The organism is Kitasatospora sp. NPDC056327 (genome assembly GCF_042261735.1).
GTDB lineage: Bacteria > Actinomycetota > Actinomycetes > Streptomycetales > Streptomycetaceae > Kitasatospora.
In genome coordinates this window covers 1-20,097 of sequence record NZ_JBHJRC010000145.1, presented here as the reverse complement: position 1 = coordinate 20,097, position 20,097 = coordinate 1, and the positions used below count along the sequence as shown (strand labels likewise).

Sequence of the window (20,097 nt, the reverse complement as noted above, 5' to 3'; positions counted from 1 at the left end):
CCGCGGGGACCCCGTGGGCACTACTGGTCGGAGTCGCCGGGCGGGGTGACCGCCGGCTTCTCCCTGCCTTCCGTGTCGTCCGAGTCGTCCGACTCGGCGGACTGGTCGCCGTCCAGCAGCCGGGCGAGCTGGCCGCCCAGGATCCGCTTGAACTTGCGCTGCTGGAAGCGCTGGCGGTCCAGGACCGCCACCTCCAGCTGGTCGGGGGTGAGGGCGCGCGGGCTGCCGCCGTTGGGGTCGCGGGCGAGCGAGTCCACGGCCACCTTGATCGCCTCGGTGAGCGAGAAGCCGGCGCGGTGCCGCTGGCCGAGGTAGTTGCCGATGGAGTCGGCGTTGCCGCCGACCACGACGTAGTTCTTCTCGTCGACGACCGAGCCGTCCGGGGTGAGCCGGTAGATCTGGTCGTCCTCGTTGCTGCGGCCGACCTCGGCGACGATCAGTTCCACCTCGTAGGGCTTCTCGCCCACCGAGGAGAAGATGGTGCCGAGCGTCTGGGCGTAGACGTTGGCCAGGCCCCGGGCCGTGACGTCGGCCCGGTCGTAGGTGTAGCCGCGCAGGTCGGCGTAGCGGACGCCGCCGATGCGCAGGTTCTCGAACTCGTTGTAGCGGCCGACCGCCGCGAAGGCGATCTTGTCGTAGATCTCGGAGACCTTGTGCAGGGCCCGGGAGGTGTTCTCGGCGACGAAGACGATGCCGTCGGCGTAGGTGAGCACGACCACGCTGCGACCGCGCGCGATGCCCTTGCGGGCGTACTCCGCGCGGTCCGCCATGGCCTGCTGGGGGGAGACGTAGAACGGTGTCGACACCGGCGGTCGTCCCTTCCTTCTCGGTTGACGGCTAGAGCAGCGGGGCCTGCGGCCCGTTGGGGTGGGCCAGGCGCTGGTCGGTGATGGAGACGGCGATCCCGGCGACCTCGGAGTCGGTGAGGCGGCGGAAGCCGTCCTCGGTGATCAGCGAGACGATCGGGTAGATCTTGCGGGCGAGGTCCGGGCCGCCGGTGGCGGAGTCGTCGTCGGCCGCGTCGTAGAGGGCCTGCACGACCAGGGTGGAGGCCTGCTCGGCCGTCAGGTCCGCGCGGTAGAGCTTCTTGAGCGCGCCGCGGGCGAAGACCGAGCCGGACCCGGTGGCGGCGAACCCGCGCTCCTCGGAACGGCCGCCGGTGACGTCGTAGTTGAAGATCCGGCCGCGGCCGAGGTCGAGGTCGTAGCCGGCGAACAGCGGGACCACCGCGAGGCCCTGCATCGCCATGCCGAGGTTGCCCCGGATCATGGTGGTGAGCCGGTTCGCCTTGCCCTCCAGCGAGAGCACGGCCCCCTCGATCTTCTCGTAGTGCTCCAGCTCCAGCTGGAACATCCGGACCATCTCGACCGCGAGACCGGCGGTGCCGGCGACGCCGACCGCGCTGTGCTCGTCCGTCGGGAAGATCTTCTCGATGTCCCGCTGGGCGATCACGTTGCCCATCGTCGCGCGGCGGTCGCCGGCGATGACCACGCCGCCGTCGAAGACCGCGGCGACGATGGTCGTCCCGTGCGGGGCCTCCACGACGCCCTCGGGCAGGCCGCGCCGGCCGGGGACCAGTTCGGGCCGGTGGGACTCCAGGAAGTCGAGGAACGAGGAGGATCCCGGGGTCAGGAAGGCAGCCGGCAGACGCCCGGTGCCACGAGAGTTGGCTTCCACACGATTCCTTCCAGGTAGCTTGAAGCGCGCACTGCCCGCACCCTACCGGCCGGACGATCACTGTCCAGCACGGCGGAGGGCCGGACCGGGCGGACGGACGGCCCGTGCCGCCCGTCCACCGTCGTCGGTCGCGACCGTGAATTCCCGGAATGCCGCCGGGCAGCCTCCCGGTTTACGGCCGGGGTTACTGTCCGCCCTTTTGCACGAACTGCCGCACGAAATCCTCGGCGTTCGATTCCAGGACCTCGTCGATTTCGTCCAGAACCGCGTCGACGTCGTCGCTCAGCTTTTCCTGGCGTTCCTTGAGGTCGTCCGAATTCTGCGTTTCCGCGGCCTGCTCCTCGACCTCCTCGGAGGAGCGGTTCGCCCGCTGCTGGCCGCCGCCGGTGTCCTTGCTCGCCATTTACCTCACCCCGCTCGATCTTCTGGCACGGTTTGGCCGTTGCTTGCTGCACCGACCCTATACACAAGGTGCGACTACCCGCTTCGGTTTGCCGACGGTCCTTCCCGTCCGGCACCCGCCGTCACCCCGGATGATTCCCATTTGCCCGTGGTTCACCCGTGGTGATCGGAAAGTTACCCGGCTATCCGCCGGAGAGCACCCGGAGCAGGTCCTCCGCGGTGCGGCAGCGGTCCAGCAGCTCCTTGACGTGGTTGCGGGTGCCGCGCAGCGGCTCCAGGGTGGGCACGCGCTGGAGCGAGTCCCGGCCCGGCAGGTCGAAGATCACCGAGTCCCAGGAGGCCGCCGCGACGTGCTCCGCGTACTGCTCCAGGCAGCGCCCGCGGAAGTACGCCCTGGTGTCCTCCGGCGGCTTGGCGACCGCCCTGGTGACCTCCTCCTCGGTCACCAGCCGGTCGAACCGCCCGCGGGCCACCAGTCGGTTGTAGAGGCCCTTCTCGGCCCGCACGTCGCTGTACTGGAGGTCGACCAGCTGCAGCCTCGGGCTGTCCCACTCCAGACCGTCCCGGCTGCGGTAGCCCTCCAGGATCTCCCGCTTGGCGATCCAGTCCAGCTGCCGGGAGAGCGACATCGGGTCGCGCTCCAGCCGGCCCAGCACGTCCTCCCAGCGGGCCAGCACGTCCACGGTCTGCTCGTCGGCGTCGGTGCCGAAGCGGTCCTCGACGTACTTGCGGGCCAGCTCGCAGTACTCCAGCTGGAGCTGGACGGCGGTGAGCCGGCGCCCGCTGCGCAGGGTGACCAGGTGCTTGAGCGTGGGGTCGTGGGAGATCCGGTGCAGGGTGCGGACCGGCTGGTCGACGGCCAGGTCCGAGGTGATGAAGGCGTCCTCGATCATGGCCAGGACCAGCGAGGTGGTGCCGAGCTTGAGGTAGGTGGAGATCTCGGAGAGGTTGGCGTCGCCGATGATCACGTGCAGCCGGCGGTACTTCTCGGCGTCGGCGTGCGGTTCGTCGCGGGTGTTGATGATCGGCCGCTTGAGGGTGGTCTCCAGGCCCACCTCGACCTCGAAGAAGTCGGCCCGCTGGCTGATCTGGAAGCCGTTGGCGGAGCCGTCCTGCCCGATGCCGACCCGCCCGGCGCCGGTGACCACCTGGCGGGAGACGAAGAACGGGGTGAGGTGGCGGACGATGTCGGCGAACGGGGTCGCCCGCTTCATCAGGTAGTTCTCGTGGGTGCCGTAGGAGGCGCCCTTGTTGTCGGTGTTGTTCTTGTACAGGTGGATGTTCTGCCCGTTGGGCAGTTCCAGCGCGCGCCGTGCGGCCGCCGCCATGATCCGTTCGCCGGCCTTGTCCCAGAGCACGGCGTCGCGCGGGTTGGTCACCTCGGGCGAGCTGTACTCGGGGTGCGCGTGGTCCACGTAGAACCGCGCGCCGTTGGTGAGGATGACGTTGGCGAGGCCGATGTCCTCGTCGGTCAGCTGGCTGGCGTCGGCGACGTCCCGTGCGAGGTCGAAGCCCCGGGCGTCGCGCAGCGGATTCTCCTCCTCGAAGTCCCAGCGGGCGCGCCGCGCCCGGTGCATCGCCGCCGCGTACGCGTTGACGATCTGGGACGAGGTGAGCATGGCGTTGGCGTTGGGGTGCCCGGGCACGGAGATCCCGTACTCGGTCTCGATGCCCATCACGCGCCGTACGGTCATGCGGCCCTCCTTGCCCGGTGTGCCGCCCCCGACGGACGGTCCACGCTGACGTACCGCTGTGCAACACCGACGCCGGCCCTCTGCCCGCGAACGGTGGGTCGAGCCTAGAACGCGGCACCGATCGGCGGGCCCCGAGACGCGCCGTCCGGCTGCGGGGCCGCGAGGCGCCACAGCCGGACGGGGTGCGTGCGTTCCGGGAGGCCCGGACCGGTGCGGTTACAGGTACTGCCCGGTGTTGGCGACAGTGTCGATGGAGCGGCCGGACTCGGCGCCCTGCTTGCCGGTGACCAGGGTGCGGATGAACACGATCCGCTCGCCCTTCTTCCCGGAGATCCGGGCCCAGTCGTCCGGGTTGGTCGTGTTCGGCAGGTCCTCGTTCTCCTTGAACTCGTCCACGCAGGCGTTGAGCAGGTGCGCGACCCGCAGACCCCGCTGGCCGTGGTCGAGGTAGTCCTTGATGGCCATCTTCTTGGCCCGGTCGACGATGTTCTGGATCATCGCGCCCGAGTTGAAGTCCTTGAAGTACAGGACCTCCTTGTCACCGTTGGCGTAGGTGACCTCCAGGAAGCGGTTCTCCTCCGTCTCGGAGTACATCCGCTCGACCACCGACTGGATCATTCCGGCCACCGTGGCCTCGACGGAGCCGTCGTGCTCCTTGACGTCGTCCGGGTGGAAGGGCAGCGAGTCCTTGAGGTACTTGGAGAAGATGTCCTTCGCGGCCTCGGCGTCGGGGCGCTCGATCTTGATCTTGACGTCCAGGCGGCCGGGCCGCAGGATCGCCGGGTCGATCATGTCCTCGCGGTTCGAGGCGCCGATGACGATGACGTTCTCCAGGCCCTCCACGCCGTCGATCTCGGCGAGCAGCTGCGGGACGATGGTGTTCTCCACGTCCGAGCTGACACCGGAGCCGCGGGTGCGGAAGAGCGACTCCATCTCGTCGAAGAAGACGATGACGGGCGTGCCCTCGCCCGCCTTCTCCCGGGCCCGCTGGAAGACCAGGCGGATCTGCCGCTCGGTCTCGCCGACGTACTTGTTGAGCAGCTCGGGGCCCTTGATGTTGAGGAAGTAGCTCTTCCCCTGGGGCCGGCCGGTGACCTCGGCGACCTTCTTGGCCAGCGAGTTCGCCACGGCCTTGGCGATCAGCGTCTTGCCGCAGCCGGGCGGGCCGTAGAGCAGCACGCCCTTGGGCGGGCGCAGCTCGTACTCCTTGAAGAGCTCGGCGTGCAGGTAGGGCAGCTCGACCGCGTCGCGGATCAGCTCGATCTGGTTGGCCAGACCGCCGATCTGGCGGTAGTCGATGTCCGGGACCTCTTCGAGGACCAGCTCCTCGACCTCGGCCTTCGGCACGACCTCGTACACGTAGCCGGAACGCGGTTCGAGCAGCAGGGCGTCCCCCGCCCGGAGGGTGGTCTCGCGCAGCGGTTCGGCGAGCCGGACCACCCGCTCCTCGTCGGTGTGGCCGATGACCAGGGCCCGCTCGCCGTCCTCCAGGACCTCCTTGAGGGTGACCAGGTCGCCGATGCTCTCGAAGGCCATCGCGTCCACGATGTTGAGGGCCTCGTTGAGCATCACCTCCTGACCGCGCCGCAGCTCGTCGAGGGCGACGTTGGGGCTGACGTTCACACGGAGCTTGCGGCCCCCGGTGAAGATGTCGGCGGTGCCGTCCTCGTTGGCGCTGAGGAAGACCCCGAATCCGGCCGGGGGCTGTGCCAGCCGGTCCACTTCCTCCTTGAGGGCCACGATCTGGTCGCGGGCCTCGCGCAGGGTGGAGGCGAGCCGTTCGTTCTGGGCGGTCACGCCGGCCAGGTTGGTCTGGAGCTCGACGATCCGCTCTTCGAGGATTCTCGAATTGCGCGGCGAGTCGGCGAGCTTGCGGCGCAGTACGGCGATTTCCTGCTCAAGGTACGAGACCTGAGCGGCCTCGTCGGAACCACGAGCGGGCCGGCCGGCGCTGCGGGTGTAGTCGTCATCGTGGGCTGCCACGGTCCTCACCTCCTCCGGGGAGCTGGACGCTTCCAGACCCTACCTGGGACCAGGGGTCCGTAAACCCCTAGATCAAGAAAGATGGAACGGGCGTGTCCGATCTTCGCCCTCGCGTGCTTCCCCTCTGCTAGGGGGATACCCACCGCGCACCGGCCAAAGCGGACCAGATGTATCGTCGAGCGAGTCGATATCCGATCGCGACCGACGCACGGGGTCCGATCGTTGTACGAATGGCGGGAATGCCCCAGGACGGGGCGTCCCGGGACAGAAACGGCGGACAAGCATCATGTCGGTGAGCGAGTCGACGGCGGCGGCCGAGGCGCTGGAGGTCTGGATCGACCAGGATCTGTGCACCGGTGACGGCATCTGCGCGCAGTACGCGCCGGAGGTCTTCGAGCTGGACATCGACGGCCTCGCCTACGTGAAGGGCGAGGACGACGAACTGCGCCAGCAGCCCGGCGAGACGGTGCCGGTGCCGCTGACGCTCCTTCAGGACGTGGTGGACTCGGTGAAGGACTGCCCCGGCGACTGCATCCACGTGCGCCGGGCCGCGGACCGGGTCGAGGTCTACGGACCCGACGCGGAGTAGGGCCCGCGGGCCCCCTGCGGGCCCGCGGGGCTCACGTCGCGCTGAGCGGGGCGGCGGTCTGGGAGCGGTCCCAGCCGCCGCCCCTGCGCGTCCAGGTGAGGTCGAGCGAGATGTCGGGCGCGAAGCGCGGCACGTCGTCGCTCGAATACCCCTGCGCGTGGCCGGTGATGACGCCGTCGGAGCGCAGCGCGAGCCGGCTGACGGTGAGGTTCTCGCGCTCGGAGAGCAGGGTGGCCACCACGGCGGGGCGCCCGTCGGGGCCGGCGCCGAGCAGGTAGACGGCGTCCGGCGGGGTGCCGTTCTCGGCGGCGCAGTGCGCGGCGGTGACGGTACCGGGACGGCCGCCGCCGAGGTCGGCGGCGAAGCCGATCGAGACCTTGACCGGGAACGGCCCGCAGTCGAGCGGGAGTTCGGCCCGGGCCGGGTCGGGAGCGGCGGCCGCGGGGAGGGCCCGGGGAACGGGCCGGGCGGGCCCGGGGGTGCCGCTCGCGGGGCTCGCGGCGAGTGCGGCCGCCACCACGGCGGCGCAGCCGGCCACCGTCACGGCCCAGTGCCAGGGGGCGGTGCGTCCCGCGCCGCCGCGCCGTCCAGCCGTCGTCCCGACCGCGTTCTCCACCAGGCGTCCCCTCCAGTGGGCCGTGTGAGCGAGCATCGTCCCACACCGGGACGACCGCCCGGTGGCGCGGGTGTGCGGGTACGCGGGAGGGGTGGGGGGGGGGGGGCGCCCCCCCCCCCCGCGGGGGGGCGCAGCCCGGGGGCCGCGGGTGGGGGGCCGGGGGGCGGGGGGGGGGCCGGGCGGGTGGGCGCCCCCTCCCCCCCCCCCCCCCCCCCCCGCGGGGGGGGGGGGGGGGGGGGGGGGGGGGGGGGGGGGGGGGGGGGGCCCCCCCCCCCCCCTCCGGGAGGTTCCTCAGCCGAGGTCCGCCGTGTCGGCGGCCGCGGTGCGGGAGGCGGCCCGGGCGGCCGCGCGCTCCTGCAGGCTGGGCTCGGGCGACCCGTTGTCGTAGTCCTCGCCGTAGGCACCCTTGGCCGGGCGGCGGCGGCGCAGCGGCGGCTCCACGCCGTCGGCGAGCCGGCGGGCGGTGAGCAGGAAGCCGGTGTGACCGATCATCCGGTGGTCCGGGCGGACGGCCAGACCCTCCAGGTGCCAGGTGCGGACCATGGTCTCCCAGGCCTGCGGCTCGGTGAAGGTGCCGTGCTCGCGCAGCGCCTCGACGGTCTTGGACATCTGCGTGGTGGTGGCCACGTAGCAGCAGATGAGGCCGCCGGGGACGAGCGCCTTGGAGGCGACGTCCAGGCACTCCCAGGGGGCGAGCATGTCGAGGATGACGCGGTCGACGTCGGCCTCGACGAGGTTGTCCTGGAGGTCGCCGACGGTGAGCTTCCACGCCGGGTGCGACCCGCCGAAGTAGCGCTCGACGTTGCTCCTGGCGATGTCGGCGAAGTCCTGGCGGCGCTCGTAGGAGGCGAGCATGCCGGTGTCGCCGACGGCGCGCAGCAGGTAGGTGGAGAGCGCGCCGGAGCCGACCCCGGCCTCGACCACGCGGGCGCCGGCGAAGATGTCGGCCATCGCCAGGATCTGCCCCGCGTCCTTGGGGTAGATCACGGCGGCGCCGCGCGGCATGGACAGGACGTAGTCGGGGAGCAGGGGGCGCAGCGCGAGGTACGGGACGTTCCCCGTGGTGCGCACGACCGTGCCCTCGGGAGCGCCGATCAGTTCGTCGTGCGGGAACGCACCCTTGTGGGTGTGGAACTGGTTCCCGGCCTGAAGCGTGAACGTGTAGTGGCGACCCTTGGGGTCGGTCAGCTGGACCTGGTCCCCGACCTGGAAGGGCCCGCGTCGGCGGGTGGCACCGGTCGGTTCGGACATGCGGACAATCCTAAGGGAAGCGCGCCGTCCGGCTGACCAGCCGCCCGTTTCAGCGGCCGGTGACGGCGGCGGTCAGCCGCTGCTCGATGTCGGTCAGCGCGGCGACCCCGTAGACCCGGCCGTCCTCCTCGACGACCAGGTACTCGCCGGCCGGGGTGGCCCGCACGGCGCGCAGCAGGTCCTCGCCGGCCAGGTCGGCGGAGAGCCGCAGTCCGGGTTCGAGGTCACGGGCGAGCGGGCCGACGGCGACCCACGGGCGGCGGTGCTCGGGGACGGCGCGCACCGCGGACTCGCGGACGATCGCGATCGCGTCGCCCCGGCCGTCGACGACCACCACCGCGCCGGCCCGGGCCTCCTGGGCGCGCCGCATGGCCTCGCCGAGCGGGGTGTCGGCGGTGACCTCGACGGCCCGCCGGGCGAGCTCGCGCAGCCGCAGGCCGGGCAGGACCTCCTTGAGCCGGGCGTTGCGCAGCGCGCTGGTGGCGCCGTTCCAGATGATGGCGGCGAGGACCGCGGCGAGGACGGCGTCGACCAGGGTGTCGGTGCGGCTGCGGTCGAGCTCGCGGGCGGAGCTGATCAGCGGCAGGCCGACGAGCACCGCGACGGCGAGCGCGCGGCCGGCCCAGGCGGCGGCGACGGTGCCGGCCATCGGCCTGCCGGTGAGGGCCCAGACGACCGCGCGCAGCATCCGTCCGCCGTCCAGCGGCAGGCCCGGCAGCAGGTTGAAGGCGGCGACCACGAGGTTGGAGACCATCAGGCCGGTGAGCAGGACGCCGGGGACGGTGGACAGCTCGACGGCCTGGAGGGCGAGGTAGAAGACGCCGCCGAGGACGAGGGAGAGCAGCGGGCCGACGAAGGCGAGCCAGAACTCCCGCCAGGGGCGCTCGGCCTCCTTCTCGATCTCGGAGACGCCGCCGAAGAACTGCAGCTGGATGCGGCGCACGCCGAGCTTGTAGCGGAGCGCGACCAGCGTGTGGGCGAGCTCGTGGATCAGCACCGAGCCGTAGAAGGCGACGGCGAACGAGAACGCGACCAGGTAGCGGGCCCGGCCGAGCTCGGGCAGCACCCGGTCGAGCTGGCCGCCGAAGACCCAGGTGATGAGGGCGGCGATGACGAACCAGGACGGTGTGACGTAGATCGGCACGCCGAAGGGGCGGCCCATCAGGATGCCGCCGCGGGGCTCCGGGTCGTCGGGCGCCGGGGGCCCCGGCCGGGTGCCGCCGCCGTGCGGTGGCTGGTCGGAGGTCTGCTGCCCCCTGGAGTCGCTCACCGTGTTCCCTTCCGTCCGTCTCCCCCGCCGCGCGCCGCGCGCCGGTGCGCCCACGCTACGTGATCAGGACGGCGGTGCGGCGCGCGCCCCTCGCCCTCCCCTGCCTTCATACCCCGTGGCGGGCGCTTTGCGGCAGCACCGTGGCAGCGGGATGACAGCAGGGGGCAATAGGGTCTGGGGTATGCAGCAGACCGAGACCAGCACCGCCCCCGCGGCCCCGGACCGCCCGGTGGCCGTCCGGGCGGCGGCGGCCCCGACCGGGCTGTCCCCGTCGCGCGCGGGCGACTTCCTCACCTGCCCGCTGTTGTACCGGCTGCGGGTGATCGACCGGCTGCCGGAGCCGCCGAGCCCGGCAGCGACCCGGGGCACCCTGGTGCACGCGGTGCTTGAGCGGCTGTTCGACTCGCCGGCGGCCGACCGGACGCCGGAGCGGGCCCTGGGGCTGCTGCGCCCGCAGTGGGAGCGGCTGCTGGGCGAGCGGCCGGAGCTGGCCGGGCTGTTCCCGCAGGACCCGGACGGCGCGGCGCTGACCCGCTGGCTGTCGGACGCGGAGAAGCTGGTCGCCCAGTGGTTCCGGCTGGAGGACCCGACCCGGCTGCACCCGGTGGAGCGCGAGCTCTACGTGGAGACGGCCCTGGACTCGGGTCTGCTGCTGCGCGGGTACATCGACCGGGTGGACGTCGCGCCGACCGGTGAGGTCCGGCTGGTGGACTACAAGACCGGCCGGGCGCCCTCGCGGGACTTCGAGGGCAAGGCGATGTTCCAGATGAAGTTCTACGCGCTGGTGGTCTGGCGCTGGAAGGGCGTGATCCCCCGCCGCCTGCAGCTGGTCTACCTGGGCGGCGGCGGGGACGTGGTGAGCTACGACCCGGACGAGGCGGACCTGCTGGCGGTGGAGCGCAAGCTGCTGGCGCTGTGGGAGCGGATCGGCCACGCGGTGGCGACCGGCGACTTCCCGGCCACCCGCAACCGGCTCTGCGACTGGTGCGACCACCGGGCCAGCTGCCCGGAGTTCGGCGGCACGCCCCCGCCCTACCCGCTGCCCCTGGCGCGCACGCCCGACGAGGACGATCCCGCGGGGGATCAGAAGAGCAAGGAGTCCCAGTGACGATCCGAGTGCTGCTGGTCGACGACCAGCCGCTGCTGCGCACCGGTTTCCGGATGATCCTGGAGGCCGAGTCCGACCTGGTGGTGGTCGGTGAGGCCGGTGACGGCCAGCAGGCGCTGGACCAGGTGCGGGCGCTGCAGCCCGACGTGGTCCTGATGGACATCCGGATGCCGCGGATGGACGGTGTGGAGGCGACCCGCCGGATCGCGGGCCCGGGGCGGGACGGCCCGGCGAAGGTGCTGGTGCTGACCACCTTCGACCTGGACGAGTACGTGGTGGAGGCGCTGCGGGCGGGCGCGAGCGGCTTCCTGCTGAAGGACGTGCCGGCCGAGGAGCTGGTGCAGGCGATCCGGGTGGTGGCGGACGGCGCGGCGATGCTGGCCCCGTCGATCACCCGGCGGCTGCTGGACATGTACGCCACCAAGCTGCCGTCGGGCGAGGAGGCGCCGCCGCAGGCGCTCAACGCGCTGACCGAGCGGGAGCTGGAGGTGCTGAAGCTGGTGGCGCGCGGTCTGTCGAACGCGGAGATCGCGGCGGAGCTGTTCGTCAGCGAGACGACGGTGAAGACGCACGTCGGCCACGTGCTGACCAAGCTGCAGCTGCGCGACCGGGTGCAGGCGGCGGTGTACGCCTACGAGAGCGGTCTGGTGCGCCCCGGCGCGCTGTAGGCGCCGGACGGCCGACGGCCCGTCCGCTCCCCCGGCCCGAGGGCCGGACGGGGAGCGGGCGGGCCGTTCCGGTGTGCGGGGCCGCTACTTGCCGACCCGGCCGATCTCCCAGAAGCGGAAGAAGCCGGTGGTGTCGACGGTGGACTCCACGCCGGTGATGTTGGAGCGGGAGGTGAAGAAGGCCTTGTTCTGGAAGAGCGGGATGAGCGGGGCCTTCTCGGCGACGGTGGCCTGGATCTGGGTGTAGGCGCCGGTCGCGGTGGCCCGGTCGGTCTGCTTGAGGGTGTCGGGCACCAGCTTCTGGCTGATCTGCGGGTCGTCCCAGCCGTGGTGGTAGGCGCCGCCCTCGACGATCAGCGGGGCCACGTAGTTGTCCGGGTCCGGGTAGTCCGCGAACCAGCCGATCGTGTAGAGCTGGTACTTGCCCTCGTTCCAGCCCTTCTTGTAGGCGTCCCAGTCGGGCTCGTGCTGGACCGTGATCTGGAACAGGCCGCCGGCCTCCAGCTGCTTCTTCAGGGCCTCGGCCTCGGCCGCCTCGGAGCGCGAGCGGGACCAGGTGAGGGTGAGCTTGACCGGGGTGCTCACCTTGGCGGCGGCGAGGATCGCCTTGGCCTTGGCGGGGTCCTGGTCGCCGTAGCGGTCGAAGAAGGCCGTGGTGTGGCCGGTGACGCCGGCCGGGACCATCGAGTACAGCGGCTGGACCGTACGGGCGAAGACGTCGCGGGCCAGCGCCTTGCGGTCGACCAGCTGGGCGGCGGCCTGGCGGACCGCGACGTTGCCGCCGACCGCGTCCCTGGTGTTGAAGACCAGGTAGCGGGTGTCGTTGCTGTCGCCCTCGACGACGTGCAGGTCGGTCTTGCCGCCCTGCTGGTCGGAGAGGATCTGCGCGGCGGTGTTCGGCTCCAGGCTGTTGTCGGCGAGGTCGACCTCGCCGTTGTCCAGCGCGGCCTTCAGGTCGCTCGGCTTGTCGAAGTAGCGCAGCGTGAACTTCTTGTTCCGCAGCTTGGCGTCGCCGGTGTACTTGTCGTTCGGCAGCAGCACGACCTTGGCCGGGCCGCCCTTGGCCATGGCCTCGACGGAGTCGACCTTGTAGGGGCCGGAGCCGACCATCTTGTCGTTGGGCAGCGCCTTGTCGGCCGGGTAGACCTCCTGGTCGACGATGGCGCCGGCCGGGCCGGCCAGCTTGGCCGGGAGGGTCGCGTCGGGCTGGGAGAGGTGGAAGACCACCTCGGTGTCGGTGGGCGCCTCGACGGACTTGACCGAGGAGAGCAGGCCGGCCGGGCCGTTCGGGTCGTTGATCTTCAGCACGCGCTGGATCGAGTGGACGACGTCGGCGCCGGTGAGCGCGTGGCCGTTGGAGAACTTCAGGCCGGTCCGCAGCGTGCAGCGGTACTGGGTGGCGTCGCCCGCCGTGAAATCGCAGGACTGCGCGGCGTCCGGGGTGGGGGCGCTGGAGGCGGCCGGGTAGCTCAGCAGCGACTGGAAGGTGTTGCGCATCAGGAGCCAGGAACCGGCGTCGTACGCGAAGGCCGGGTCGAGGGAGTTGGTCACCGAGGTGGTGCCCATGGTGATCGACTTGTCACCGTTCCCCTTGACGGCGTCGGTCACCGAACCGCAGCCGGCCACCGCGGCCGCGACGATTCCGGCGCAGCCGAGCACGGCCAGTCGTTCAGCTGAAGTCTTCACGGGTCGCGTCCTTCTGGGTGCGGTCCGGCTGCGACCGCGGGCACGACGGGGGTGCCCGTCAGCGGCGGTGCCTGGGCTCGGGGGTGGAACGATCTGGAGTAGCGTGCCATATCGAACAGAGGCCCCCGGCACCAGTTCGGGTGACGGTTGCGGAACGGGAACGGGGCGCTGGTCAGGTGCGTCCCGCGAGTTGTCAGGCAATGCCCGTTTTCTCCCTGGTTGCTCCCGGGGAGTGGCCGGTTCCGCCCGATTACCGGGCGGTAGCACCGCCGTACAATGAGACGACAATCACACTCGCGAGGCGACCAGGGAGCGCAGCAGCTCCAGATCGACCTGCTCCAGCGAGGGCAGCACCAGACGGCCCGGCGCCGGCTCGATCGGCGTCACCGAGGGCACCGCGATCACCGGGCAGCCGGCCGCCTCGGCGGCCCGCACCCCGGTCGGCGCGTCCTCCACCACCACGCAGCGGGCCGGGTCCGCGCCCAGCCGGCGGGCCGCCTCCAGGTACGGGTCCGGGTGCGGCTTGGTGCGCGGCACCTCGTCCCCGGCGACCGAGAACGCGAAGTGCTCGGCGCCCAGCGACTGGAGCACGATGTCGATGATGTGCCGGTGCGAGGCGGACACCAGCGCGGCCGGCACGCCGTGCGCGGCCAGCGTGTTGAGCAGCCGCTCGGCCCCCGGCATCAGCGGCACCCCGCCGCCCAGCAGGCCGACGAAGCGCTGGTTGATCAGCACGGTGAGGTCGGCCGGGGAGAGGTCCACCCCGGTGCTCGCCAGCAGGTGGTCGATGACCCGGGTCATCGGGCCGCCCACCACGTGCGCGCGGTCCTCCGCGGTGAGCTCGTGGCCCAGCTCGGCGAAGAGCGAGGCCTCGGCCTGCCACCAGAAGTCCTCGGTGTCGACCAGGGTCCCGTCCATGTCCAGCAGCACCGCCTGGAGGCCCCGGTCGTCGCCGCGGCCCACGGTCTGAGTGGCGGTGGAGATGGTGGTCATGGCGGGATCCTTCCGTCCGTGCCCGGATCGGCCCCGGGGATGGCACGGGCCGGCCCGCTTTTGAGCGAACCGGCCCGTTCAGGATCATCAAGGATACGCCCCGACCGCCCGGATCCGGCGAACGCTGCGCGACCCGGGTGTTACCGGGCGTTGAAGTACTTGGCCTCCGGGTGGTGGATCACGATCGCGTCGGTGGACTGCTCCGGGTGCAGCTGGAACTCCTCGGAGAGCACCACCCCGATCCGCTCGGGCTTCAGCAGCCCGGCGATCTTGGCGCGGTCCTCCAGCTCCGGGCAGGCCCCGTATCCCAGCGAGAACCGGGCCCCGCGGTACTTGAGCGCGAACATGTCCTTGACGTCCTGCGGGTCCTCGTCGCCGAAGCCCAGCTCGAAGCGGACCCGGGCGTGCCAGAACTCGGCCAGCGCCTCGGCCAGCTGGACGGACAGGCCGTGCAGCTCCAGGTAGTCGCGGTAGGAGTTCTCGGCGAACAGCTCGTTGGCCGCCTCGGAGATCCGGTTGCCCATGGTGACCACCTGCAGACCGAGCACGTCGCGGACCCCGGACTCCTCCGGGCGGAAGAAGTCCGCCAGGCAGAGCCGCCGCCCCCGGCGCTGGCGCGGGAAGGTGAAGCGGGTGCGCTCGGTGCCGTCCTCGTGGAAGACGATCAGGTCGTCGCCCTTGGAGTTCGCCGGGTAGAAGCCGTAGACCACCGCCGCCTCCAGCCAGCCCTCGGTCTGCAGCCGGTCCAGCCACATCCGCAGCCGCGGCCGGCCCTCGGTCTCCACCAGCTCCTCGTAGGACGGGCCCTCGCCGTTGCGCGCGGCCTTCAGGCCCCACTGGCCCTTGAACAGCGCGTCCTCGTCCAGCCAGGAGGCGTAGTCCGCGAACGGCACGCCCTTGACGATCCGGTCGCCCCAGAACGGCGGCTCGGGCACCCGGTTGTCCACCGCCACGTCGGAGCGGATCTGGCCGAGGTTGACCTCCTCCGGCTCCTCGACCTCCACCCGGGCGTGCCGGCGCTGCTTCAGCTCCGGCAGGACGGCGCCGGGCACGCCGCGCTTGACCGCGATCAGCGCGTCCATCAGCCGCAGGCCCTCGAAGGCGTCCCGGGCGTAGCGGACCTCGCCCTCGTAGATCTCGTGCAGGTCCTGCTCGACGTAGGCGCGGGTCAGCGCGGCGCCGCCGAGGATCACCGGGAACTGCGCCGCCAGCTTGCGCTGGTTCAGCTCCTCCAGGTTCTCCTTCATGATCACGGTGGACTTGACCAGCAGGCCGGACATCCCGATGACGTCCGCCCGGTGCTCCTGCGCGGCGTCCAGGATCGCCGAGACCGGCTGCTTGATGCCCAGGTTGACCACGTTGTAGCCGTTGTTGGACAGGATGATGTCGACCAGGTTCTTGCCGATGTCGTGGACGTCGCCCTTGACGGTGGCGAGCACGATGGTGCCCTTGCCCTCGCTGTCGGACTTCTCCATGTGCGGTTCCAGGTGCGCCACCGCGGTCTTCATCACCTCGGCGGACTGGAGCACGAACGGCAGCTGCATCTGGCCGGAACCGAACAGCTCGCCGACCACCTTCATGCCGGCCAGCAGGGTGTTGTTGATGATCTCCAGCGCCGGGCGGGCGGTCAGCGCCTCGTCCAGGTCGGCCTCCAGGCCGTTCCGCTCGCCGTCGACGATCCGGCGCTGCAGGCGCTCGTCCAGCGGCAGCGCGGCCAGCTCCTGCGCCTTGGACGCCTTGACCGAGGCCGAGGAGACGCCCTCGAACAGCTCCAGCAGCCGCTGCAGCGGGTCGTAGCCGTCCCGGCGGCGGTCGTACACCAGGTCGAGCGCGGCCTCCCGCTGCTCCTCCGGGATCCGGGCGATCGGCAGGATCTTGGAGGCGTGCACGATCGCGGAGTCCAGGCCGGCCTCCACGCACTCGTGCAGGAAGACCGAGTTGAGCACCACCCGGGCGGCCGGGTTCAGGCCGAAGGAGATGTTGGACAGGCCCAGCGTGGTCTGCACCGCCGGGCGGCGCCGCTTCAGCTCGCGGATCGCCCCGATGGTCTCGATGCCGTCCCGGCGGGACTCCTCCTGGCCGGTGGCCAGGGTGAAGGTCAGGCAGTCGACCAGGATCGAGCCCTCGTCGATGCCGTAGTCCGCGGTGAGTTCGGTGATCAGCCGCTCGGCGATCGCCACCTTCGTGTCCGCGGTGCGGGCCTGGCCCTCCTCGTCGATGGTGAGGGCGATCAGGCCGGCACCGTGCTCGCGGGCCAGCGAGGCGATCCGGCCGAACCGCGACTCCGGGGCGTTGCCGTCCTCGTAGTTGACCGAGTTGAGCACCGCGCGGCCGCCGAGCGCCTCCAGACCGGCCCGCAGCACCTCCGGCTCGGTGGAGTCCAGCACGATCGGCAGGGTGGAGGCGGTGGCCAGCCGGCCGGCGACCTCCTTCATGTCGGCGACGCCGTCGCGGCCGACGTAGTCCACGCAGAGGTCCAGCAGGTGGGAGCCGTCGCGGATCTGGTCGCGGGCGATCTCCACGCAGGCCTGCCAGTCGCCGGCCAGCATCGACTCGCGGAACTTCTTGGAGCCGTTGGCGTTGGTGCGCTCGCCGATCGCCAGGTACGAGGTGTCCTGGCGGAACGGCACGGACTGGTAGAGGGAGGAGGCGGCCGGCTCGGGGCGCGGCTCGCGCGGGGCCACCGGGCGGCCCTGCACCCGCTCGACCACCTGGCGCAGGTGCTCGGGCGTGGTGCCGCAGCAGCCGCCGACCAGGGACAGCCCGTACTCGCGGGTGAAGACGTCGTGCGCGTCGGCCAGCTCGGCGGGCGACAGCGGGTAGTGCGCACCGTCCTTGCCCAGCACCGGCAGACCGGCGTTCGGCATGCAGGACAGGCCGATCCGCGCGTTCTTCGCCAGGTAGCGCAGGTGCTCGCTCATCTCGGCCGGGCCGGTGGCGCAGTTCAGGCCGATGTAGTCGACGCCCAGCGGCTCCAGCGCGGTCAGCGCGGCGCCGATCTCCGAGCCGAGCAGCATGGTGCCGGTGGTCTCCACGGTCACCTGGACCAGCACCGGCAGGTCGACGCCCGCCTCGGCCAGCGCCTGCTTGGAGCCCAGGACCGCCGCCTTGGTCTGCAGCAGGTCCTGGCTGGTCTCCACCAGCAGGGCGTCCGCGCCGCCGGCGATCAGGCCGGCCGCGTTCTGCCGGAAGCCCTCGCGCAGGATCTCGTACGGGGCGTGGCCCAGGGTCGGCAGCTTGGTGCCGGGGCCGATCGAGCCGAGCACCCACCGGACCCGGCCGTCCCCGGCGGTGTGCGCGTCGGCGGCCTCGCGGGCCAGCCGGGCACCGGCCTCGGAGAGCTCGAAGACGCGCTCGGCGATGTCGTACTCGCCCAGCGCCGAGTGGTTGGCGCCGAAGGTGTTGGTCTCCACGCAGTCCACGCCGACCGCGAAGTACGCGTCGTGGACGGAACGGACGATGTCGGGCCTGGTCAGGTTCAGGACCTCGTTGCAGCCCTCCAGGTTCTGGAAGTCCTCCAACGTCGGGTCCTGGGCCTGGAGCATGGTGCCCATCGCCCCGTCGGCGACCACCACACGGGTGGCGAGGGCCTCACGCAGAGCGTCGGCGCGGCTCTGCTGGGTGACGGACGGGGCGGCTGCAGTGGCCATGGGGCTTCTCCCTGGGTGCGACGGCTGTCGGCTTTGCGAACCCGCTGGATCGGGGACGCACGTGGCCAGGGTATCGGGCCGCCGCCCGCCCGTGACCACCAGTTCCGTATCCTGAGCCCTCGGCTTTCAGGGGGGAGCGGCCCGATGACCGCATTCCGGACAGGTTTTCGGGACCGGGCGCGCCGGGCGGGGGCGGCCGCGGCGGCCCGGGCCGGCGCCCTGCGGGGCCGCTGGCGCGGCTGGTCCCGGTGGCGGAAGGCCCTGGTGGCGGCCCTGGCCCTGCTCGCCGTGGTGATCGTCCCGATCGGCTCGGCGGCGCTCGCGCTGCGCCTGCAGTACGCCGGCGACCCCTCCCCCGAGGCCCGCACCCGGGGCCGCGACGCCGTCTGGCTCGGCCACGCCTGGGTCGACGGCCGCAAGGGGGACGCCGACATCGAAGAGCTCGCCCGGCGGCTGGCCGGCACCGGCGTCCGCGACCTCTACGTGCACACCGGCCCGCTGGAGCACGACGGCACGCTGCCGCCCGCCGTCCACCCCCGCGCACGCTGGTTCACCGCGGCCGCCCACCGGGCGCTGCCCGGGATCCGGGTGCAGAGCTGGCTCGGCGACGAGGTGAAGCCGGAGAAGGACGGCCTCGACCTGGAGGACGCCGCCACCCGCGAGCGGGTCACCGCCTCCGCCGGGCAGGTGCTGGACCTCGGCTTCGACGGCGTGCACTTCGACATGGAGCCGATCCGGCCGGGATCGAAGGGCTGGCTCGCCCTCCTCGACCGGGTCCGCCCGGTCGCCGCCGGGCGCGGCGCCGTGCTGTCGGTCGCCGTCCCGCAGATCGACCCGCTGCCCCACCAGCACGACCTGGGGATCGCGCTCACCGGCCACGGCAAGTGGTGGGACCAGGAGTACTTCGCCGCCACCGCCCGGCGGGTCGACCAGGTCGCGGTGATGACCTACGACTCCAACATGCCGACCGAGTCGCTGTACGGCGGCTACAACGCCTACCAGACCGCACTCGCCCTGGAGGCCACCCCCGAGGACGTCGACCTGCTGATGGGCCTGCCGTTCTACTGGGACGACCGGTGGGGCCACTGGGGGCGGGCGGAGACGGTGACCGCCGGGATCCGGGGCATCCGGCTCGGCCTGGGCCGCCAGGACCCGCAGCGCCGCAACTTCGGCGTCGGGCTGTACGTGGACTTCGCCGCCACCGAGCAGAACTGGGCCGACTACCGCCGCGACTGGGTGCGCTGACGCCCCTCGGGCCGGGCCCGGCCGGGCGGCGGCGGGCCCCGGCCGGGCGCGTCCGGATAACGGGTGGATCGTGGCCGTCGGGTCCCCCACACTGTCCCGGTGGCCCGGCGGAACGGGGCTTCAAAGCCCGTAGGCTGGGCAGGTAGGGAACCATGGAGCGAGGCGTTCCATGGGTGACGAGAGGTTCGACCGTCGGCATCCGGCCCGCCGGCACCCGGGCAGTACCGGGTGGGGCGGCGGCGGCCGACCGGAGGGAGACGCTGGGTGATCGAGCTGGAAGATGTTCCCGAGTTGATCGACCCGGTGATGGTCTGCGCCTTCGAGGGGTGGAACGACGCGGGCGACGCCGCCTCGGCGGCCCTGGCGCATCTGGACGAGACCTGGGGCGGCAAGGTGTTCGCCGCGCTCGACGCGGAGGACTACTACGACTTCCAGGTCAACCGGCCGACGGTGTGGCTGGACGGCGGCGTGCGGCGGATCACCTGGCCGACCACCCGGCTCTCGGTGATCCGGGTGACCGAGCCGAAGACCCGTGACGTCGTCCTGGTGCGCGGCATCGAGCCGAGCATGCGCTGGCGCTCGTTCTGCAACGAGCTGCTCGGCTTCGCGCACGAGCTGGGCGTCGAGCTGGTGGTGATCCTGGGCGCGCTGCTCGGCGACACCCCGCACAGCCGCCCGGTGCCGGTCAGCGGTGTCACCTCCGACCCGGAGCTGGCCCGCCGGCTGGAGCTGGAGGAGAGCCGCTACGAGGGCCCGACCGGGATCGTCGGGGTGCTGCAGGAGGCCTGCACGCACGCCGGGGTGCCGACGGTGACCCTCTGGGCGGCGGTGCCGCACTACGTCGCGCAGCCGCCGAACCCCAAGGCCACGCTCGCGCTGATCAACAAGCTGGAGGACCTGCTGGACCTGCGCATCCCGCCGGGCGAGCTGGGCGAGGACGCCCGCGCCTGGCAGCTGGGCGTGGACCAGCTGGCCGCCGAGGACAGCGAGGTGGCCGAGTACGTCCAGCAGCTGGAGGAGGCGCAGGACACCGCGGAGCTGCCGGAGGCCTCGGGCGACGCGATCGCCCGCGAGTTCGAGCGCTACCTGCGGCGGCGGGAGAACGTCGGGCCGACCGGGGAGAAGCCGGTCGCCGGGCACGCCACCGCGGAGCGCCCGGCCGAGCCGGAGCCGCCGGCCGCCCGGGAGAGCCAGGACGGCGGCGAGGAGGAGTAGCCCTCCCCGCACGGACGCCGAGGGGGCGCCGGACCCGGTCGGTCCGGCGC

General features: G+C 72.1%; 16 protein-coding genes. 5 read left to right on the top strand and 11 right to left on the bottom strand.

The features are described from left to right. Positions 1-20 precede the first annotated feature (20 nt). The 5 genes from prcA to arc form a co-directional block, all read right to left on the bottom strand. Positions 21-806 (bottom strand): proteasome subunit alpha, encoded by a 786-nt coding sequence (prcA, locus tag ACFCX4_RS21175; RefSeq protein WP_376144642.1) that lies wholly within the window; start codon positions 804-806, stop codon positions 21-23. 31 nt (positions 807-837) lie between these two features. Beyond that, complete coding sequence (prcB, locus tag ACFCX4_RS21170; RefSeq protein WP_376144641.1) at positions 838-1,677, bottom strand: proteasome subunit beta; 840 nt, start codon at positions 1,675-1,677, stop codon at positions 838-840. Positions 1,678-1,861: 184 nt separating this feature from the next. After that, on the bottom strand, positions 1,862-2,080 hold the full coding sequence (locus tag ACFCX4_RS21165) for a ubiquitin-like protein Pup (protein WP_363557213.1): 219 nt from the start codon (positions 2,078-2,080) through the stop codon (positions 1,862-1,864). A 181-nt stretch (positions 2,081-2,261) separates the two neighbouring features. Further along, complete coding sequence (dop, locus tag ACFCX4_RS21160) at positions 2,262-3,773, bottom strand: depupylase/deamidase Dop (protein ID WP_376144639.1); 1,512 nt, start codon at positions 3,771-3,773, stop codon at positions 2,262-2,264. Positions 3,774-3,989: 216 nt separating this feature from the next. After that, the gene (gene arc / locus ACFCX4_RS21155; RefSeq protein WP_376144637.1) at positions 3,990-5,756 is read right to left on the bottom strand and encodes a proteasome ATPase; all 1,767 of its coding nucleotides are present in this window, start codon (positions 5,754-5,756) and stop codon (positions 3,990-3,992) included. A gap of 286 nt (positions 5,757-6,042) precedes the next feature. Here arc and ACFCX4_RS21150 point away from each other — a divergent pair, with 286 nt between their 5' ends. After that, positions 6,043-6,345 carry a ferredoxin gene (locus ACFCX4_RS21150; protein WP_376144635.1) on the top strand — a complete coding sequence of 101 codons (303 nt, stop codon included), beginning with the start codon at positions 6,043-6,045 and terminating at the stop codon, positions 6,343-6,345. A 31-nt stretch (positions 6,346-6,376) separates the two neighbouring features. Here ACFCX4_RS21150 and ACFCX4_RS21145 read toward each other — a convergent pair whose 3' ends face one another. The 3 genes from ACFCX4_RS21145 to ACFCX4_RS21135 form a co-directional block, all read right to left on the bottom strand. Next, positions 6,377-6,997 carry a hypothetical protein gene (locus ACFCX4_RS21145; RefSeq protein ID WP_376144633.1) on the bottom strand — a complete coding sequence of 207 codons (621 nt, stop codon included), beginning with the start codon at positions 6,995-6,997 and terminating at the stop codon, positions 6,377-6,379. 255 nt (positions 6,998-7,252) lie between these two features. Then, positions 7,253-8,212 (bottom strand): tRNA (adenine-N1)-methyltransferase, encoded by a 960-nt coding sequence (locus tag ACFCX4_RS21140; protein ID WP_376144631.1) that lies wholly within the window; start codon positions 8,210-8,212, stop codon positions 7,253-7,255. Positions 8,213-8,261: 49 nt separating this feature from the next. Further along, positions 8,262-9,482 carry a site-2 protease family protein gene (locus tag ACFCX4_RS21135; protein WP_376144629.1) on the bottom strand — a complete coding sequence of 407 codons (1,221 nt, stop codon included), beginning with the start codon at positions 9,480-9,482 and terminating at the stop codon, positions 8,262-8,264. A 181-nt stretch (positions 9,483-9,663) separates the two neighbouring features. On the opposite strand from ACFCX4_RS21135, the gene ACFCX4_RS21130 reads away from it, so the two are divergent. Together ACFCX4_RS21130 and ACFCX4_RS21125 are read left to right on the top strand one after the other, a co-directional pair. Then, positions 9,664-10,590, top strand: coding sequence for a RecB family exonuclease (locus tag ACFCX4_RS21130; RefSeq protein WP_376144627.1), 927 nt, complete (start codon positions 9,664-9,666; stop codon positions 10,588-10,590). Next, positions 10,587-11,258, top strand: coding sequence for a response regulator transcription factor (locus ACFCX4_RS21125; RefSeq protein ID WP_030299918.1), 672 nt, complete (start codon positions 10,587-10,589; stop codon positions 11,256-11,258). The genes ACFCX4_RS21130 and ACFCX4_RS21125 overlap by 4 nt, the downstream gene beginning before the upstream one ends. A gap of 84 nt (positions 11,259-11,342) precedes the next feature. Here the strand turns inward: ACFCX4_RS21125 and ACFCX4_RS21120 are convergent, their stop codons facing one another. From ACFCX4_RS21120 to metH, 3 genes are all read right to left on the bottom strand, one after another. Next, a complete protein-coding gene (locus tag ACFCX4_RS21120) occupies positions 11,343-12,944 on the bottom strand; it encodes an ABC transporter substrate-binding protein (RefSeq protein WP_376144625.1) in 1,602 nt (533 codons plus the stop codon). A 288-nt stretch (positions 12,945-13,232) separates the two neighbouring features. Next, a complete protein-coding gene (locus ACFCX4_RS21115; RefSeq protein ID WP_376144622.1) occupies positions 13,233-13,937 on the bottom strand; it encodes an HAD family hydrolase in 705 nt (234 codons plus the stop codon). 140 nt (positions 13,938-14,077) lie between these two features. Continuing rightward, complete coding sequence (gene metH / locus ACFCX4_RS21110; protein ID WP_376144620.1) at positions 14,078-17,587, bottom strand: methionine synthase; 3,510 nt, start codon at positions 17,585-17,587, stop codon at positions 14,078-14,080. A gap of 144 nt (positions 17,588-17,731) precedes the next feature. Between metH and ACFCX4_RS21105 the strand changes: the two genes are divergently transcribed. Both ACFCX4_RS21105 and ACFCX4_RS21100 read left to right on the top strand, forming a co-directional pair. Further along, complete coding sequence (locus ACFCX4_RS21105; RefSeq protein WP_376144618.1) at positions 17,732-18,832, top strand: hypothetical protein; 1,101 nt, start codon at positions 17,732-17,734, stop codon at positions 18,830-18,832. Between the two features lie 264 nt (positions 18,833-19,096). Further along, the gene (locus tag ACFCX4_RS21100) at positions 19,097-20,047 is read left to right on the top strand and encodes a PAC2 family protein (RefSeq protein ID WP_376144616.1); all 951 of its coding nucleotides are present in this window, start codon (positions 19,097-19,099) and stop codon (positions 20,045-20,047) included. Positions 20,048-20,097 lie beyond the last annotated feature (50 nt).

Bases quoted from the DNA above. Each gene is read 5' to 3' on its own strand.
- ACFCX4_RS21165 (WP_363557213.1), bottom strand. From the start codon at position 2,080: ATGGCGAGCAAGGACACCGGCGGCGGCCAGCAGCGGGCGAACCGCTCC.
- dop (WP_376144639.1), bottom strand. From the start codon at position 3,773: ATGACCGTACGGCGCGTGATGGGCATCGAGACCGAGTACGGGATCTCC.
- ACFCX4_RS21150 (WP_376144635.1), top strand. From the start codon at position 6,043: ATGTCGGTGAGCGAGTCGACGGCGGCGGCCGAGGCGCTGGAGGTCTGG.
- ACFCX4_RS21145 (WP_376144633.1), bottom strand. From the start codon at position 6,997: ATGCTCGCTCACACGGCCCACTGGAGGGGACGCCTGGTGGAGAACGCG.
- ACFCX4_RS21140 (WP_376144631.1), bottom strand. From the start codon at position 8,212: ATGTCCGAACCGACCGGTGCCACCCGCCGACGCGGGCCCTTCCAGGTC.
- ACFCX4_RS21130 (WP_376144627.1), top strand. From the start codon at position 9,664: ATGCAGCAGACCGAGACCAGCACCGCCCCCGCGGCCCCGGACCGCCCG.
- ACFCX4_RS21115 (WP_376144622.1), bottom strand. From the start codon at position 13,937: ATGACCACCATCTCCACCGCCACTCAGACCGTGGGCCGCGGCGACGAC.
- metH (WP_376144620.1), bottom strand. From the start codon at position 17,587: ATGGCCACTGCAGCCGCCCCGTCCGTCACCCAGCAGAGCCGCGCCGAC.
- ACFCX4_RS21105 (WP_376144618.1), top strand. From the start codon at position 17,732: ATGACCGCATTCCGGACAGGTTTTCGGGACCGGGCGCGCCGGGCGGGG.